The organism is Amorphoplanes friuliensis DSM 7358 (assembly GCF_000494755.1).
Taxonomy (GTDB): domain Bacteria; phylum Actinomycetota; class Actinomycetes; order Mycobacteriales; family Micromonosporaceae; genus Actinoplanes; species Actinoplanes friuliensis.
On sequence record NC_022657.1, the window covers coordinates 6,416,245 to 6,434,285 of the forward strand.

At 65.7% G+C, this 18,041-nt stretch carries 11 protein-coding genes; all 11 read right to left on the reverse strand.

Going from position 1 to position 18,041, the window contains the following annotated elements; genetic code table 11:
• Positions 1 to 17 precede the first annotated feature (17 nt).
• The 11 genes from AFR_RS29645 to AFR_RS29690 all read right to left on the reverse strand — a co-directional run bounded on the left by AFR_RS29645 (position 18) and on the right by AFR_RS29690 (position 17,982).
• Positions 18 to 3,161 carry an ATP-binding protein gene (locus tag AFR_RS29645; RefSeq protein ID WP_023560503.1) on the reverse strand — a complete coding sequence of 1,048 codons (3,144 nt, stop codon included), beginning with the start codon at positions 3,159 to 3,161 and terminating at the stop codon, positions 18 to 20.
• Positions 3,158 to 3,823: a hypothetical protein gene (locus AFR_RS29650; protein ID WP_148308097.1), complete on the reverse strand. Its 666-nt coding sequence runs from the start codon at positions 3,821 to 3,823 to the stop codon at positions 3,158 to 3,160. Before AFR_RS29650 ends, AFR_RS29645 begins: the two co-directional genes overlap by 4 nt.
• A 1,100-nt stretch (positions 3,824 to 4,923) precedes the next feature.
• Positions 4,924 to 5,826 (reverse strand): hypothetical protein, encoded by a 903-nt coding sequence (locus AFR_RS29655; protein WP_148308098.1) that lies wholly within the window; start codon positions 5,824 to 5,826, stop codon positions 4,924 to 4,926.
• Positions 5,827 to 6,219: 393 nt separating this feature from the next.
• Positions 6,220 to 7,365, reverse strand: coding sequence for a hypothetical protein (locus AFR_RS29660; protein ID WP_148308099.1), 1,146 nt, complete (start codon positions 7,363 to 7,365; stop codon positions 6,220 to 6,222).
• Between the two features lie 139 nt (positions 7,366 to 7,504).
• On the reverse strand, positions 7,505 to 7,894 hold the full coding sequence (locus AFR_RS29665) for a sigma factor (protein WP_023560507.1): 390 nt from the start codon (positions 7,892 to 7,894) through the stop codon (positions 7,505 to 7,507).
• 124 nt (positions 7,895 to 8,018) lie between these two features.
• Positions 8,019 to 8,153: a hypothetical protein gene (locus AFR_RS48495; RefSeq protein WP_274519439.1), complete on the reverse strand. Its 135-nt coding sequence runs from the start codon at positions 8,151 to 8,153 to the stop codon at positions 8,019 to 8,021.
• Positions 8,154 to 8,551: 398 nt separating this feature from the next.
• Entirely contained in the window at positions 8,552 to 9,001 is a 450-nt protein-coding gene (locus AFR_RS29670) for a hypothetical protein (protein ID WP_148308100.1), read from the reverse strand.
• A gap of 948 nt (positions 9,002 to 9,949) precedes the next feature.
• Positions 9,950 to 11,497 carry a phospholipase D-like domain-containing protein gene (locus AFR_RS29675; RefSeq protein ID WP_023560509.1) on the reverse strand — a complete coding sequence of 516 codons (1,548 nt, stop codon included), beginning with the start codon at positions 11,495 to 11,497 and terminating at the stop codon, positions 9,950 to 9,952.
• The gene (locus AFR_RS29680) at positions 11,490 to 12,665 is read right to left on the reverse strand and encodes a hypothetical protein (protein WP_023560510.1); all 1,176 of its coding nucleotides are present in this window, start codon (positions 12,663 to 12,665) and stop codon (positions 11,490 to 11,492) included. Before AFR_RS29680 ends, AFR_RS29675 begins: the two co-directional genes overlap by 8 nt.
• Entirely contained in the window at positions 12,662 to 16,495 is a 3,834-nt protein-coding gene (locus AFR_RS29685) for a DEAD/DEAH box helicase (protein WP_023560511.1), read from the reverse strand. The genes AFR_RS29680 and AFR_RS29685 overlap by 4 nt, the downstream gene beginning before the upstream one ends.
• Before the next feature lie 53 nt (positions 16,496 to 16,548).
• Positions 16,549 to 17,982, reverse strand: a complete 1,434-nt coding sequence (locus AFR_RS29690; protein ID WP_023560512.1) for a TIGR02710 family CRISPR-associated CARF protein — start codon at positions 17,980 to 17,982, stop codon at positions 16,549 to 16,551.
• Between the last annotated feature and the right edge of the window lie 59 nt (positions 17,983 to 18,041).

The window sequence follows — 18,041 nt, forward strand, 5'->3', positions numbered from 1 at the left end:
CCCCCTGCGACTCGTACTCAGGCGCCTTCGCGCCGGGCCCTGAGCAGCACTTCTTCCGCGGTCAGAGCGCTACTCGGGTGGTAGGTGAGACACATCGGCGTGGACACCTTGCGGAACGGCTTTCCCTCGGTGACTGCGTAGAACTGGCCGGCACGGAGGCGGGAGATGTCCAGCACCGCGCTTCCCTTGGCCCGGGCCACCTCGTTGGCTGCCGCGATCTGGGTCGGGCTGTTGAGAAAACCGTAGAACTGGGTCGCGGCGTTGCCGACGATGCGGTTGTGGATTCCCTTGGGCGCCTGCGTAGCGAACACCAGCCCGAGTCCGTACTTCCTCGCCTGGCTGGCCAGCGCCAGAGTGCTCTCCGTGCAGGCGGTCATGGCGCCGGAGGGCGCGAAGTTCTGCGCCTCGTCCATGACGAACAGCCCGCCCAGCGGACGATCGCCCGCGGGATTTCGCTTGATCCACGCGAAGAGCGCCATCTGCAACTGATTCACGAAGCTCTGCCGCTGCTCGTCACTCGGCAGACCGATCAGGCCGATCACCGAGACCCTCGATCGCCGCCCGGGCCGGGGCGTGAGCAGGACTCCCGGGTCGAGCGGCGTGCCGGCCCCACCGAACAGCGGATCGTTGACCATGGCGGCCTTCAGAGTCTCGGCCATGTCGGCGGCGACCTCGCGGGCTCGCGTCAACGAGGTGGCTTCGTCCGGCAGGTCGCTGAGAAGCTCGACGAATTCGTCCAGCCCGCCTCCATCGTCGCGCCCGAAGTGCTCCAGCGCCTGACGTAACACGGCGCGCCCACGATCCGCCTTGGCCGTGTTGGCCGCCATTCGGGCTCGGGGAGCCAGCGTGGCAACCGCCGCGTCCAGAGCGAGGGCGAACTCGTCCGGCTCGTCGCGTACGGCGCTGAAGTCCGGCAGTGGTTGCAGGCTGAGCGGCCGTCCCGCCTCTCGCCTCGGAGTCCAGACCACCACGTCGGTCCCGGTCAGATAGTTGTCAGCCTTGGCCGGATCGTCCTCGCGCCACGAGGTCGGCGGTTCGGGCCAGGCGTCGCCGAGCCGGGCGAGATCGTTGTTCGGGTCCAGGATGATGGCCGAGACGCCCAGCAGCGCACTCTCCTCTACGAGCCGGCGAATCAGCACAGTCTTTCCCGACCCGGAGCCGGCGAAGATCACGGCGTGTTTGCGCAGCGACTCGAGCGGCACCCACACCGGCTGTCCCGTCTCCGTGACCGCGCCGAGGGGAATGCTGTCGTCCTGCGCGGTCGGCACGTCCGCCGCCGACGACGGCGATCCACCGGTGGGTGGGTCCGGAGTCGGTGCCGGCGGCCCGGGCGGGGCCCCGAAAACTTTGACAAACAGCGTGGTGCGGCTTGCGGGCTGGCGGGTCCGCAGGTAGTCGGCCAGCGCGGCGTCGTTCTCGGTCAGCAGCTCGGCCAGCGCGGCGAAGGTACGAAGATCGTCGCTCGAGACGTCCGTGACGACGCCGCCGACATCCAGGAAGTCGTCCAGGACCCGCCGGCTGACCGGGCCGTTCGGCCACGGCACGTTGCGCAGCAGGATGGCGCGCCGCTTACTCACCGCAGGGTCGAGGTTGACGAACCCGCGCAACCGCGCCATCCGGGCCTGCACCGCACGGTGGTGGGAGTGCGAGAGCCCCCGGAAGGACCAATGCGCCTCGTCCTCGGTCTCCTTGTTGAGTAGCTCGCGAAGCCAGGCGTGCGCCGAGGGGCTCCCCTGCTCGCCGGGCTGCACGCGGTAGCGGCTCGCCCGGTCACCCTGTTCGATCGTCCAAGCGCGCAGGCCGGCCTCCAGTAGGCGCGACATCTCGGTGTCTTCCGTCTTCGGCTGCAGTGCGCCGTCCACGGTGGCCTCGGTCCGGAGCTGGGAGAAGTGGGCATCGAAGGCGGCCAGCTTGCCCGGGTCGATTTGCGGCACTGCCAGTTCGACGTGTAGGCGATGCTGATGAAGATTGGTAAGCGGAACGACTTCGTTGTGGGCCAGGCAGTACCGCACGTGCTCGTCGGCTCGCTCGATCAGCTGGCGAGGCGTGTAGTCCAGGGCGTCGGTGAGGGCTTCGGGACGGATCGGCCAGGTGGCGTACGGCGGCTTGAAGTTTGCCACCTCGAACAGGGGCGCGAAGCGCACGCTGATCAGCTCTGCGGCAACCTCCCGGGACGGGAGCCGGCTGAGCCTGGTCTCCTGCCGGAAGCGGCCACCCACGGAGACGAGCGCCTGCTTCTTGATCAGATCCCACGACATCGGCAGGCAGGCCACGACCGTCACGGTTCGGAACAGCTTCTCGCGCAGATCCATGAGCCCGTTGCCAAGGTCCTCGGCGAGGGTCATGGTCGCGGTCACCCGGTGAACGGGATCAGCGGCGCGCTGCCCGGCCGTCTCGGGCCGGCTCTGCGCGAAGATCGTGTCGATCTGGTCGACCGCGAGCATGCTGGCGCCCGTGCACGCGAGCAAGCGGGAGATCTCCTGCGCCACATCCTGCGCGTTCTTCGGGTGAGCGGGTAGCCCCCAGTGGGCGAGATCCGCCGGTGCGAGATCCGGCAGGGACAGCAGCCAGGACTCGCCCAGGTCGGCGACGTTGCCGTCCGACGAGGCGAGCAGAACCAGCGCCCGGAGGGTCTGCCGGCACTCGCGGCCGGCATCCGGCTCGGCCCTGCGGAACTCCGCCGCAAAGGTGTCGAGAGTGGTGGGAGACAGCGGCGCCTGTCCGCGCACTTGCTGGCGCAACGCGAGCGGCATGCGAGCGCGTTCACTCAACCGCTCCAGGAGGACCGCCAATTGCGAATGGCGGTAGGAGCCGGAGCGCCGGAGCCCGCGCAGGAACGTATTGACGATGTTCACCCAGAACGAGCGGCCGTCCGCCACACCCATCAGGAAGAAATAGCCGTGCTGGAGCTGCACCTTCTCGCGCGCCCACCGCAAGAGGTGGGTCTTCCCCGAGCCGTGCTGTCCCTCGATCACCAGCCCGAGTGGGGAGGCGCTCCGGTTGACGCCCGCATCGTCGAACGCCCGCAGCACCGCCGCGCCGGCGGTCCCGTTCAGCGAATCGAGGTGGATGTCCAACGAGGTCCACACGTCCTCGGCCGTGGGTGCCCAGTCGAGACGGCGCAGTTCTATCAGCGCCCGCTTCTCGCCGTCGCCGATCACGCTGGACCGTTCGCCTGGCCGATCGTCAGTAAATGCTTGTCTTCTCCCCCGACGGCGATGGCCGCGTCGAGGACCTCCTGCGGGAGCTCGTTGCGCCGGGGGTCGGGATCGAGGTGGATCTCGCGGCGACGATCCATCTCCTTGAGCGCCCGGTCGAGCTCAGCACGGTCGAAATCGGCGAGCCGCTCCCGGATGGAGAACAGGCTGACCAGGTCTCCGGGGCTCTCGGCGACCTCGGAATACGCCCGCTTGATGCGATCCTCCAAGGGCGTGTCCTCAGTTTTCCCGGACGGCGCGGTCTCGGGTCCGGGGTCGGTGGCGGCGAAGACATCGGCGATCTTGTGATCGTTGCGCTCCATGATCGAAGCGAGGTGCCGCAGGGTCGCGTAGTGCAGAAGCCAGGCGCTCGACACCCTTTCCGGCGGAGCGACCACGAATTCCTGCCGGGCTCGGATCCAGCCGCGCTCGGTCAGCTCGTGGAAGATCGCGCCACGCAGTCCCTTCCGCCAGCTGATCAATCCAGCGTCCGCCAACTCTTGTCGCGTCGCCTTGTCGATCTGCACCCGATAGCTCTCACGGAGATCGGGATTCGACGCTGGCGTCACGCGCACCATGAGGGCAATCAGAGCCTGCCGTGCGGACGTGCCAAGGTCAGAAGTCATGAAGGTGTTCTCCGAGGGGGAAGGGACCCGTACGGGGGCATCATTCCCAAGTCTGGTGACCGCCGGGAACCCCCCGACTGCCGTAATGTCTGATGCCGCTCTGTCAGGTATCCGTCACACCGAGATGACAATTGGTCTTGACGACTCGACAGGATCAACCGCTGTGCAGGAAGACCGGTGGGTCGAGACCGGGCTGGCGTCGGCGGCGGGGCCAAGGGCTGCAGCTGAGTTGACCCGATCCCGGTAACCGCCGGAAGGGCCTCTCCCCCGGAGCCGTCCCGGCGGTCGCCCACGTCACCGGCCGATATGCAGGAAGGACGCCCAAACGCTGGGATTGCGCGGGAACCGACGCCGCTGCGACTGAACCGTCTCGTGCAACGCCTCCGCCGAAGCGCCGGCGTCGAGCCGGCCACCCACCAAGATGCGGCGGTAGACGCCGGCGGTCCGGCACCTATCAGAGGGGTACCGACGACACGCCATGGCTTCGATCTATGCACGAGGAAAGTCGTTCTGTGTCCGGTGGCGGGCTGCCGGTGGGCGCCAGCAGTGCTGCACGTTTAGCGGCCTGTCCAACATCAAGGCCGTCGCGGCCAAGCAGTAAGTCGAGGTGCACGGCACGTTGGTGACCCTTGCGCGGGTGTACGCGGCGATCGATCCGATCTCGTCTCGGGCGTTGCCGCGGCCGCCCACAACGCTGTTGCGTGAGTGGATCGAGCGGTGGCTGGCGCTCAAGGTCGACGCCGCCCCGACCACCCACGCCGAATACGCGCGAACCCTGCGCGGGGCGAGTTGTTGCCGAGCTTGGGGATCTGCAGGTGGCTGAGATCAGCGGGTACGCACATCTCGATTCGTGGAAGGCGGCGTTGTCGCGGGAGCTGTCGCCGGCCATAGTGCGCCGGCGTGCTGGAGCGGCGTGGTGCGGCATCCTTCTGGAAGCCAGCGCCACGGGCGCCCTAGCGGCGCTGGCATCGCATAGGTCTCCAGCAACTTCCGGATCGCGCCAGCGGGGTACAGAAATCGGCGTGTTCTAGCGAGGGGAGATACAAGGCGGTGCGGATCGCCCTAACTGCGCACTTCCGAGCCGGCGCACCCGAAGCTCCTCAGCTACCCGGCTGACGGGTTGCGTCGCCTGGATCGGTGCTCTGCTCAAGGGCCGTCCACCACTCCTCCAGCTCATCGACCCGGCTCTGGAGTGCGACGTTCGCCGCCCGGGCCGTCGCCAGTTCCTCGGTCAGCGCACCGATCGGCCCGGAGGCGGTCAGGGCGTCGAGCCAGCCCGCGACCAGCCGATCCTCAGCGGCGACCCGGCGGAGCGCGGAGGCGACCACCTCCGGTGACAACTCAGCCACGAACTCTCTCGGGAGCGTGAGCAGGCGAGCGACCTCGCCGATGCTCCGCGCGGCGCTCATCTGGCGCCGAAGGCGCTCGGCGGACGGCACCGCCGGTTCGGCCGGTGTCGCGGCTGCCGCGATCGGCTTGGCGGGAGAAGGAGCGGGCTTCGACACAGGCGCGGGCGTAGGTGCCGGCTCCGGTTCAGGCTCGGCCTCTGACGGGAGTTCGGGAAGGTCGTCCCCCACCCAGGCGTAAGCCAGAGTGTCGCCCCTCGGCCGTCGGACGACATTTGGCCACTTGGGCAGAACCGCCAGCGCGCGGGGCCCGTGCCGGGCCCAGGTCTCGTTCCGGAGACCGAGCTCGGCCAGACGCTCCCGGATCTCTCGCACCTTCAGCGGGACCGACGACTCGGCCAACAGGTGGAGAACCACCGCGAGGGGCTCTTGGGCGAAGACGGCGTGGAACAGCCGGGAGTCGGACAGAGCCAGGAAACGCAGCGAACCCCTCGTCGCGACGTGAACGCCGGCGTCCCGTGGGACAAGCTCTTCCTCATCGGTGTCATCCCACTTGACCTGATAGTTCGTCCCGTCATCCGCGAGGATCGATCCGGCTCGGGTACGGCGTACGCCGAAGGAGTCGGACACCCGGACAAGACCTTGATCTGCGCTCACGAATGCGACTGTAATGGTTATCGTCGCAGCCGGGGCGCCGGCCGGAGTCAGCCCAACCTGGCCAGGCTCATCGGCCGTGTGCGCCCCAGCGCCAGCTTGGCGGAACAAACTCTGAGAGGAGATGGGCGCGCTTGTCGGCCGCCCGTACGGATAGATCGGTGAGCTTGTCACTCGGTTCGAGGTCGAGCGTGAACGTGTGCCCGTCCCGGGGTGGTACCTCGACGAGGTCTGCCGCCGCAGTTCGCCCGGTGCTGACCGCACCGCCTACGGCCTCGCCGCCGCGGTGACGGTGGCGAGGCCGGTGAGCAGATGCAGCGTGGAAACCTGCGCGGCGCGCACCCGAAGTATCGCGAAGGTGAGGTAGCGCATGACGGTCGAAGGTAGTGGTCGAGCCTAGAAGTCGACCTTGTACCAGGTGTTCTGGTGAGCCAGGTCGCCCAATTGCAGACCGTCGGCGATCTTCTTGATCTCGGTGTCAGACAGGGTGCCGCCGTAGCCGTACAGGTCGATCCGGTAGTCGCCGTGGATGACCGCGCAGGTCGCCTTACCCGGAGTGCAGTGCACCCCTTCTTTCTTGATGGATTCTGCCTTCCCCGCTCCCAAGCCCTTCATCAGCGATATCTGCAGGTTGCCGGGGAGTACATCGTCGATCCGGGCGGCAGGATCGGCCACCGGGCCCTGGTGCAGGAAAACCTGTGAGATGAGATTTCTGTTGGCGGCAGGGTTCTGCCGGACCGCGACCGCCTGCCAGTTAGCCGGAAGGTAGCTCAGCCGGTACGGCACCTTCAGATCGACCGGAGTCCTTGTGGTCAGCCCGGTGGCGATCTTCGTCGCCTGCTCCCGGCTCAGGTCCAGGCTGTTGAAGTTGGGCACCAGGGTGGCCCAGGCGCCGTCTGCGTGCTGCCAGGCCAGAGCGGCCATGGTCATCTTTTTCTTGGGGTTGACGGGTGAGGTGTAGACCCAGTCCCGGGTCCAGGCCTGCCGCCCCTCGATCGACATCGGATACCGCTGACCGATGGCGAGGGTGGCGTTACCGGCGCCGCCGAACGTCGCCGTGTCGTACACATCCTTGGCGTAGACCGTGATCGTCGCAATCTCCACCGGAAGCATCGTCGGCGACGTGCCCTGCGGCGTACTCATCAGACCGACGACGCCATCTCGGTAGACCGGCAGTTCGGTGTACCCGGCGGTGACGTAGGCGGGCGGGCCGACCTGGAACTCCCCGATTCGGTACCCCGCTAGATCGGTGCGAAAGGCGACTTTCTTGACCGGCAGCGGCGGATCGGTCGGTGTTGCCGGCGGCGGGGCCGATGACTGCTGTTGAGCCGGCTGCGCGGCCGGTTGAGCACCGCCCATGTCGGGCCCGGTCAGGGCCAGCGCGGGAACGGTGACGACCACGGCCAGGCAGGCAGCCACTCCCGAGCCCAGGGCGACGTTCCGCCAGATCTGGGAGCGGCGCGCGCGGCCGATGATGTCATCGGTGGTCGTACGCGACGGAGGCGGCGGCATCGCTTCGACCGATCTCAAAACGTCCTGCATGCGGTACACCACGTTCGTTCCCCTCATCGTCGTCGTACAGGGTGATTTCCTCGACCGCCAGCAGGGCCCGTGCGGTGGCCAGTCCTCGGGCGCACTGGCTCTTGACGGTGCCCGGCCGGCACTTCAAGACCTCGGCGGTCTACTCAACGCTGAGGCCCTCGAGGAACCTCAGGACGAGCACCGCTCGTTGCCGCGTCGGCACCTTGCTCAGTGCGTGATGCAGGCGCATCTGTTCGTCGATGACGTCGGCATGGTCGGGCAGGGCGGCGTCCGGCATCTCGCTGCCGAAGGAGCGCTCACGCCGCCACGGCTTCCGTTTCTCGCTGATCGCCGCGCGGACCACCATGGTGCGGGCGTACGCGTCCGGTGTGGTGACCTTCTTCCAGCGCCGGTAGAGCTTCGCGAGGGTCGCCGCCGTGGCGTCCTCAGCCGTCTGCCAATCGCCACAGGTCACGAACGCGAGCGAGCGCAGCTGCTCGAACCGGCTGCGGACAAACTCGCGAAAATCGTCCGCGTCTTCGGTATCCACTCCGTTGTGCTCCCTTCGTCGTGTTAAGAGGCGCGGTGGACTGCCATGGGTTGCACGGGATGATCGCTTTTCTGAAATTGCGGGGCTCGCGGCACCCGCGACCGCGTTGTGGTCAGCGCCGGTCTCACGGTCCGTCGCGGAGGCTGCGGCGGTCAGCACGGGTCGTGCGCAATCCGGCCTCCGGTGCCCGCAGCAGCGCGTTTACCGAGAATCCGGTCACCGCGAAGGTGGCCGTCAGGTGGCCGGCCAGTCCCGTCACGGCGGCCTTGTGCAGATGGGACGCGCGGCGCCGCGGGCTCCGGGGACGCTCATGCCTCGGCAGTCCGTCAGGACGAGAACGCGCCGACTGCTTGACCGCCGCCGGCGGAGGCGCCTGCTGAGCCGCGGCCGGCCTTCAGCAGGTCGGCGAGGAACGCCTCGAACCTCTCCCCGCCGACGCTAGAAGTGGGAAGGAGGTCCCCCAAGTCCATTCGCGTGATCCCCGTTGCAGACACCGCACCAAGAGCATGTCCGGGATAAACGGCACAGCCACCGTATAGCCGCCGGCCTTGCCGGTCAGCGCACTAGCGCGCACCTGCAACCGCCCCGGCTCGGGGGTCGGCCCTGACGCGCAACACTGCGGACGACTGGTGCGAGTGCAGGACACCACCAGCCCGGTCACCTCACCTCAAAGACGATCCGGGGTGCCGGTACCGCGGCGAACCCAACAGTCCGCTGAGGGTTCAGCGCGTTGATCCCCAAGATAGTCAGGAGATGGCCGCAGGAGTTGACCAGCATGGTCTCGGCCGTGACGGGCTCATACATGTCCGGCATCGCCGATGGAGCGTGGGCCGTATATGAAGGTTGCTGGATGGCGTACTCGGCATAGGCAACGAGATGAGCGTGCCGCGCCCGCCGGAGTTCGTCTTCGGTGACCACGCCCTCGGCCAGTCGTGCGATTGCCTCCAGGCGTGCTCGTATGAGCACGATCAGAGACTCGGCCAGCAGCGGTGCTGCGGGGTGGCCGATGGCTTTGCGGATGGCTCCGGCACCGGGTTCGAACACCTCACGTATGGCGACCGTCAAGCTGTCGAGGTCCGCACGCCCGGTGTAGGCGATGTCCGTCAAGGTCTCCACCAGCGTCTGCCGTGCAGACGTGGTGGCGCTCGGATTGTCGAGTTGTTGGACAACCCGCTAGGCGATCTGGCGGGCCTGCCGCTTGCTGGCCCGCGGGTCGCCGACCCAGGTCTGGAGCGCTCGCAGGGCTTGTCGTGTGGGCACGTACTCATCGCCCCATTACATCCAGATACCTACATGGATGCGGGCGAGTCCTTTGATCTTGTTGGTCGGCCGATGGTGCAGCAGCGTGAGTAAGAGGTTGCGCTGCTTGGCTGAATACAGGGCCTGGCGTGAACCATGTCCTTGGCCGGCTGGCCGGTGCCGACCCGATGGACTACTGGCCCGAAATTGGTCGGCGAACCTAAGAATGATCACCGTACGGGCGTTGGTGTCAGCGAGGTGTCGTGATCGTCCATGTAGGAGTAAGCCGCACACCGATGTTTGGCATCGCAGACAAGGAAGCCTGCCACATCGAATCCGATCCTCCCGCCCCGCGAACGCCCTGCTCACCGAGGGTTCCTGAAGGTAAGAGCGATTCAGGTTGGAAGCTCAAGGAGCGTCGAGTACCGAGCAGGCCACGAAGATCGGTCGGAATCCCGGCGTACACCGTACGCGCGTACGTCCAAAAAACACGTGTCGCGCCGACGCGGGTACATCAATGTCGACAAATGCAAAAGGCCAGCTACGCTGGCCTTTTGTTAAGTCGGGCTGACAGGATTTGAACCTGCGACCCCTTGACCCCCAGTCGCATTACAATTCTGTTAAGCAGTATCAGGGGGTGCCTTTATGTACACAGATCTGGACAGAACGGCATCTTAGTACCGCCCAGTATCGCCCAATGAAGAGAAGTTGACCATGCCTGTGACCACGGCCAATCAAGTGCAGTGACTGTCATTCGATGCGCACACCATTCCTAAAGCCAACTGACATAAAATTTGCTTCCGCATACCTCGCATATTAGGAGCTAGCCCTGCGGAGCACTGGAGCAAAGATGCCGCGCCTGTTGGTGTCAGTGGATCTATTGCCGCGCCGAGGCGAAATCCAACCTTCGATTAGTTGACGAATGTTCCGAGATCCCGCGGGGCGGTTGGCTGGCTCCATGCGCCATCTGGCTCCCTCTCCGATGAGCCGGTAGCAGCGTGCCCCGCTGAACACCAGGTGATGGTCGCCGTCCTGCTCCCACAAAGCAGGACCGGTGTGGGTAGCGAGCTGAGCCCAGGTCTGATCGTTACAAGACACAAATCCGTGGCCCGGGAGGGGCCATCGTCGCAGCGAGTCGGCCAGTAGCCGGTCGGCGGTGACGCCGGCCGGCGGGTTCACGGCGAGTTCCAGGTCGGTCTCTGCCATGTAGTGCTCGAAGTAGCGCCAGGCCTCGCCAAGTGCACCCGTACCGTCGAGACGCATACCGAGTTCCATGCCGCCGGTTAGGCCCATCGTGGTCATGAAGTTGGCGGAGAAGAGGGAACCGATACGGCGATCTGCGAGGCATCCTTTGGCGTGCGTCAGTGTGTCGGCGTAGACCTCTACCCCGGCCGCATGGAACGCGGCTGCCTCGGCTCGTGAGGATTCGGCGTTGTTGCGGCCGCGCAACAGCATGCGCACCCGTACGCCACGTTCGATGGCGCGGCACACAGGGTCGTACAGGATCTCGGGTCGCGCGGGGGCCTTCGGCATGTCGAACGTCATATTGCCGATGCTGAAAGTACCCAGGATCAATTCATGCTCGGCCTGGTCGATGGTTCGTCGTATGTCGTCGAGAATGCGATGCTGCTCCTGCCAGGTCCATAGGAGGCGGCTAGTTTCGGGGACGCCATTCAGGGCATCGTCGGCCGGGCTTCGGTCGCTTACGGAGTGATAGGACGGTGCCGGCGGCATGTCCCATGGACTTTGTCGCCACAGGCGTCGGAAGGCCCAGGCCAGCACGGCGACCTCGTCGACTCCCTCCAGCACCACGCCGTTCTCGCCAACGCAAGTGAACGACCGCGTGACCAGATTGGCGCTGGAGACCAAGGCGCGAGCATCGTCTACGACAGCAAACTTCGCGTGGAGCCCTGGATAGCCGCGGACGTAGATGCCGCTGGTCGTTAGTCGGGTGAAGTTGCGGAACTCGATCTGGGTGTCGACGTCCAAAGTGTCGGATGCGTCGTTGATGGCTTTGTTCAGCCCGCGGTCGTCGAGCGCCGAGACGACATAGACGCCACCTTGAAGCCGGTCGGCCGCCCGTTCGAGGGCCTGCCGGACCTGCTCGTCACCGAGGAACAGGGTGGCCACGAACACTCTGCGGGTCGCCGAGTCGATCAGGCGCACCAGTTCCTCGCGGATGTTCGACCCGCCACCTTCGTAGGTAAGGCAGTGCCGTACGCCGTCCTGCGATCCGGTATCGCGGGGGATGAAAGGGCTACGGATGGGAGGGCCGTCCTGGCGCCTGAGGAAGAAGGCGCCGTCCACAGTTCGCCTTCCCAGGTCGATGACCTGGCCCGGGCTGCCTGCCAGAAGCTCATTCACCGGGAAAGTCCTCCTGTCGGCGCAGGGCATAGACATGCTGGTAGTGCTGTCCGGTCCACAGCGCGCTACGTACCTCGGCCACGGTCAGACCGTTCGGCGGCAGGTCGTACCGTTCTGTGCTGGCCGTCGTGATGGCTGCCAGCTCCTCGGAATCGATGTTGGCGACCGATCTGGCCGAGACTTCGGCCACAGCGTGCTGGAGCGCGAAGATGTGTGACGCTCGCTCGTCGCCCGGAACGAACTCGACATCGACGTAAACGACGTCACGTTCACCGTGGATCAGCAAGCCACCGGGGTGACCGAGCCGGATCCTGGCCGCAGCCGCAGAAGCAGCCGCCTCCTGGCCCAGCTCGTAGCGCCAACTCCCGTCCGCTCTCGTCGCCACCACGGGTCCCCATGCGTCGGCGGCCGAGACCGCCTGCTCGGCGAGGTCCTCCCACCGACTGGCCAGCTGGTTCGCGTACGGGATCTGCAGGGTGAGGCGTTTGGAGGGCCCTACTTCGATCTTGAGGTAGGCGCGGAACGTGCCGTCGGAGCCGATTCGCACATATCCGCTGCAACGGTACTGCTTACACACGTCGGCGATTTCCGTCTCGGTGACTACCGGACTCACGATGTCCTGCGAGAGCCCGCGGATTGCTTGTCCCGCAATGCGCTCGGCGATGAGATTGTGCTGGCTGGTCAGACTGGCGCCACGCTGTACATCGACGAAACCGGCCGGTTTCGTATGGTGCAGGCGCGGTGCCCGCCGGCCCTCACTGGAGGAAAGAGCCACGATCTCGTCGGTGTCCGCGAGATACAGCAGTGTGACTGGAGTCTGACGCAGTCTCACCACAGCCGCCCGGTCCAATGCGGGCTGGGCATAGTCCGTCGCGACCGCGCCGTACCCGTCGGTCTGGAGCAGACCGAGGCTCACAAGCCTACTGATGATACCGTCCACGGCTTCGGCCGGAATGCCGGTGATTTCCTCGATGTCGGCAGCGTGGACGGGATTGAGGGCTATAGCCGCCTCGAGAACCAGCCGGTCGATTGCGGTCAGGTCCTCCTCGAACTTGCGGACCATCGGCACATCCGGCCAGACGTCGAGACCAATGAGCGATTCCTGTACGACGACGGTCGCCTTGGTTTCGGTTTGCCGTGCGGCCTGAAACTCGAAGCGGACCGTCATAGCCGGCGAACTCGCATGAAGTCGTCGTCCTGGTCGACGAGGCTGAAGAGGTTCTCGTAGAAGATCCGCGCGGGACCGGGCGATGCGCCGGCGGAAGGGGCACCGAGCCCGCTGAGGGTAGGGCCATGTCCGACGAACACAAGGGCGCGACGCGCCCGGGTGAAGGCGACGTTGAGGCGCCGGATGTCTTGCAGCCACTGACCGTACCCTGGGCCGATTCGCCCGGTGTGTGCCCTGGTAAAGCTGATGATGACGAGATCGCTCTGCTGGCCCTGAATACGGTCGATCACGTCGATGACCTCCCACTGCAGGTGTGGCAGGTCCAGGCCGCGTAGCCGGCGTGACAGTTGTTGTGCCTGAGCCCGGTAGAACGCCAGAACGCTGACAGTGACAGGCTTGGAGCCACTTCGCCCGAGATCTTCGTTGTACAGGCGGCAGACACGTTCCACGAAGTCCTGCTCCCGTTCGTTGACGAAGCCGTGATCCTGTGGCGTATCGCCGGAGTCCCGAAAGTGGCTGGTGTCGACAAACGTCACCGGTTTCGTCAGCGTCTCGGCGAGCACCAGCGGAGTAAGCCCGATCGCAGCGAGATCGGCGGCAGGCGGAGTACGGTATCGCCCTCCATAGACTGGTTGGGCAACGATCCGGGCCAATGGTTCGATCATGCGCCGCTGCCAGACGAGTTCCTGTCGCAGCCCGGCGGGAACCCGGGGAGCCACCCGCTGGAACAGGCTCTGCACCAGGTGACGAAGCATGGCCGTTAGCACTTGCCGATCCGGATCGTTCCCGTTGCCAGATGACTGGACGCGGCGGTACGCCGAGTCGAAGGGGTCCCGGAAGCTCGCGGCCCACAAACCGCTGGAGTTCAGCTCCTCCGCGACGGCCAATACACTCTCGGCTCGGAACTTATGGAGTTCCTCGTCCTCGGCCCAGACCTGTGCGAGGTATTGCACGGAGGCTTCGAGGCTCTCGCCGGCGCCGCGGTGGAAGCGGTGCAGAGCGGTCAGCGCGTGCAGGAAGTGCTCGTCGCGCTGGTCGACATGCGGGGGCAGTTGGTGCTCGTCGCCGACGAGAATCCACCGTCGCGCCCGTGTGGCGCCGATGAGGAACTCGCTCTCGGTGACCCGGCTCGCCTCATCGACGATAAGGGTGTCGTAGTCTGCGTACCGGACGACCTGGCTGCCTCGTCCGACGATCCCTTTGGTGGTGGCACATACGAGGTTCGCGGCCCGGACCAGCGACTCGCGGATGTCGGCCAAGAGCAGGTCGTCGGACTGGCCGCTGGTCAGCTCGCACCATCGCTGGTGCAGTGCGGGAAGTCGTCGTAGTACGTGCAGGCGACGCTCGAGTTGCTCAATGTCCCGGCTGTGGTCCGCCGGATCCTCGGATTGCCCGGCAAGGATCTGGCTGATCTTCCCGACTCGTTCGGCTGCGGCATCGTGGCGGCTCTGAGCATTGGTGAAATCTTGCTCAGCGGCGGCAAGCGAGTTTTCGATGCGATCTCTTCCCACCTCCAGTTCCCGCCGACACCAGGTCTGGTCTTCCAGGGCGGATCGCTGCTCCTGCTCTGCCGCAACGAGGTCCGCCACAGCCTGTGACAACTGCCCGGCGATCTGAGCGATCGATCCCAGTGCGGCCAGCTCCCCATGGTCCGCGCCTGCTGGTAGCGTCCCGGCGAGGAGAGCAGGGACCGTTCCAGCCAGAAACGCAGCGACTCTCCGCCTCTCGTTCATGTCAGCAACCTGTGTCATGGAAGTCCGAGCGTCACCGGCGGCCTCCGCGAGCCAGATCCATCGCAAGGTGCTCTGCCGCACAGCCGCATCCATCTGCTGTCGGGCGTTGCCGGCACGTTCTCGTGCGGCCACGACATCGTTGGTGCGGAGGGCCTCGACAGCGGCCGTCTGATCTTCGGCCGTGCGCTGCCGTTCTATGGCCGCGCGTGACCGGTTCCGCAAGTAGGTGACCGCTGCCTCTGCCTCAGCCGCCCGGCGACGGGCGGCAGAGACGCGGCCGAGATTCATTGCCGTCAGCATCCGACCGAGCTGGTTTTGATGGGAGACCGCGTTATTCAGGTCGAGTTGCGCCCGTCGCAACTCTGCGAGGGCGCCCTCCAGCCGTGCCATCGCAACGCGGTTATCCTGGCCGGCCCGTGCTACGGCGTTCTTTGCCTCTGCCACATCGTGGCTCATCAGCCTTGTTGCCCGGCCAAGTTCGGTGTTCACGGCGTCAAGAGCGCTCGCGGCGGTCGCGGCTACCCGCATTGCCGCCTGCCAGCTCCGCGCGAGCGGGGGGAGCGGCTCGAGTATCGGACGAGCCGTCGTGAGCAGTGCATCGTGGATGCGTACGGCCCGGCTCAGGGTGCTAGCGGCAGCATCGATGCGAGCTGTCGCCGACTCCGTCGCATCATTCAGATTGGCCAACTCCTGATCGGCCCTGGAGCGGCTGAGATCGAGGCGTTCGGCGGCCGCCGCGAGCGCGACCCGCGTGTGGGCCAGGGCAGTCGCCTGGCGGCGTTTGTCCGCGATGGCGGAGATCGCTTGCTGAGCGTCCTGGATGCGCTCCTCGACCCGAGTCAACTCTCCGGCCCACAGTGGGTCTCGGGCACCCTTCGCGGGTCGGACGACTAGACCTGTCAGGCCAGCGCCGACATTGGGCTCAAGGTAGTCGCGGACGGACTCGTGCACCCGGTCGTCGTCCCAGGTAATGCGTAGCGGCCGGACGCCGGGCTTGTGCCCGATCCTGCCCAGCACCTCGTCTACAGCGACATGAGTCGGCGCCAGGAGCAGCACCCGCTCGCCCCGTGCGGTCAGTTGCCTAACGATCTCGCAGATGACCTCGGTCTTGCCTGTTCCCGGCGGACCCTGTACCACGAACGCGTGTGGTGTTGACATCGCCCCGGCGACAGCTCGCCGCTGCTCTTCGTTCAGGGGCACACTGCTGTCGCTGTCGTCGCAGAAGAACCGCTGGGGCAGCGCGAGCGGTTCCTGGGCGGCGAGGCCATGGGGTTGGCATAACAGGCAGGCAAGATCGTCCCAGGAGCCCTCCACCTCGCCATTGAGAAAGCTTTTGAGCGCCAGAGCGTTCTGGCGCATCCCGAATGGTTTGACGAGATTGACGGTCACTTCGGTCCCGCGCTTGGGCGACCAGTGACCGGGTTGCCGAATCGCGATGCGCCCGGCACGAATTCGTTGGACGCTGGTGTTCAACGTGACGCCGTTTGAGGCGGTGATCGTCACCCGGCGGCGGTCGAAGTCGGCCAAGTCAGTGACAGGCTTGACATCGAGAACCACCGTGCCCGCTCCGTCGAGGCCCTCCTCGACGCTGAGGACGACGCCCTCGACAGTTTGCTCGGCGACTTCCGGACGTTGCTCAACGATTTCCAGGAGCCGCTCCAGACGGCCGTACTCCAGGTGGACCGCGCGCTTGAGCTGTTCGGAGGCGGGCGCTCCGACGCGACCCCGGTAAATCTGGCGCCACTGTTCCAGCTGCCTGAGCAAGTCCTCCATGTCGAAGGCGAGTTCGCGATAGTTCGGCTCGAAGGAGACAACGGTCGGCACGATGCGGTCATACCTGCGAGGCATCGAGGATGTCACCTCGATGGTCGTCACCTCGGCCAACCAGGCCCCCGAAGACTGGCCTTTACGACGTCGGACCCGGGCCTCGAATCGAGAGCCGCCGAGCCGGTAGGTCAGAGGACCCTGCTGTCCCGAAGTACGGTATCGAGCGATCCAGATTCCGCCGGCCATGTCGTCAATCACCTGGTCCAGCGTGGTGCCGTCCGGTGGAGCCAGCCTCTGCTGTGTGGACAGCAGGATCTCCGCAATCCTCATGGGCGGAGGGTGGCCGGTGTTCGGTTGATCAGGCTCGAGTAGAGGCGGTGCCATTAAAGCTCGCTGACGAACCGTAGCGTCTTGATGCGCTCGGTAATGTCCTGGTTTGGTGCGTGTACCTGCAAAAAGTACCGTAACAGAGCACCGGCCCGTCCGCTGAGCTGGGCACTCTGATCCATTGACACTGATGCGGTGCCATGTGCAAGAACCGACCGGTTACGGGTGTCAACGACACCGCGCATGCTGCTGATTGAGGACGGCGTCGTCCAACCGATCCGCTTCAACACCGCGTCATCCTTGAGACACAGCAGGAGCATCGCGTCCATCAGTGCGATCTTGCGTGGCAAGGTGTCTGTCGGTGCCCCGTACACCTCGGTGGTCAACGCGGCATACCTAGTGGTCAGGTCCTCCACGTCACCCAGCTTGGTGTAGTCGGGATCGACCGGGTCGAGCCCGAACTCGCTGGAAAGCCGTTCCTCAAACACCTTCTCAATGCTTCGGTAGTAAAGAAGCGCGGCGAAGTCATGACGGCCTTGGGCTCGATAGTGCTCGCCCAGAAGGAAGAAGTTGAGCAGCATCGTCGGTCCGTCCCGGCCCGCGAGCGCCTCCGCGAACTCAAGTTGCTTCGCGATCCTTTGCGTGACGGGGACAGCGAGTGCCATCCGATTTTCACGAAGGTGCTCCCGAACGCGAGCGATCAGCTCCGGCAACCCGTCGACATCGAGATTGCACCAGGCTTCGTACAAGGCGGCGAGGTCACGGAGGAACCGCACCTGGGTCGGCTCGGCGATCGAATCGCTCAGCTTCTCGAACAACGCGTGCGCGCCGGAATACACGCCGCTGCCAAACATGGCCATCGCAGCGGTCAGGTCCTTGTCCCCGAACAGTGCCGTCGGATTCGGTAGCACACACAGCCGTTCGCTGCCGGGAAGAGCCTGGCGCATCTCGGGGTCGAAGGTGCTGTCGATGTAGCACATCGGGAGGTCCAACTGGGAAGCGGCCAGCGCCGCACCAGCACTCATCGCCTTCTTCCCGCCGGTGATGTCGATGATCACTCGCGGCGGCCGCCCGGCGGCCAGCAGAGAGCGGACCTCCTTCAGCACGATGTCATAAATGCTGGTCGGATCGACGGGATCGCAGGTTACATGCCGGGCCTCGGAAAACTTAATCTTGCCAGCGAGCTTCTCCCAGATCGTGTCGATCGTCTTCTGGGTGCCCTCCGACGTAATGATCAAGATCCTCGTCGGCCGGGTCAGCGCGAAGGCGAGCAGCGTCGTCTCCGGGGAGAACCCGGAAAGGCTGATCAGTAGATCAACTTCTGGCCGCTCGACGTCTGCGGAGTTCGCTTGTGCGACTTCGACGGCTTCATCGTAAATCTCCGCTAGCCGGAAGGCTTGGGCCTGCTCGGCCGCCGTGCCCCCGCCGTACTCCTCCTCGCCGCGGAAGATTCGCCGCATGCGAGAGTGCTTCTCGTCCAGGCTTCCCATAGGAAAAGCATTCTATCGTTGGAGCCGTCGACAGCGCGAGGTTTGTACGCCCCTCATCT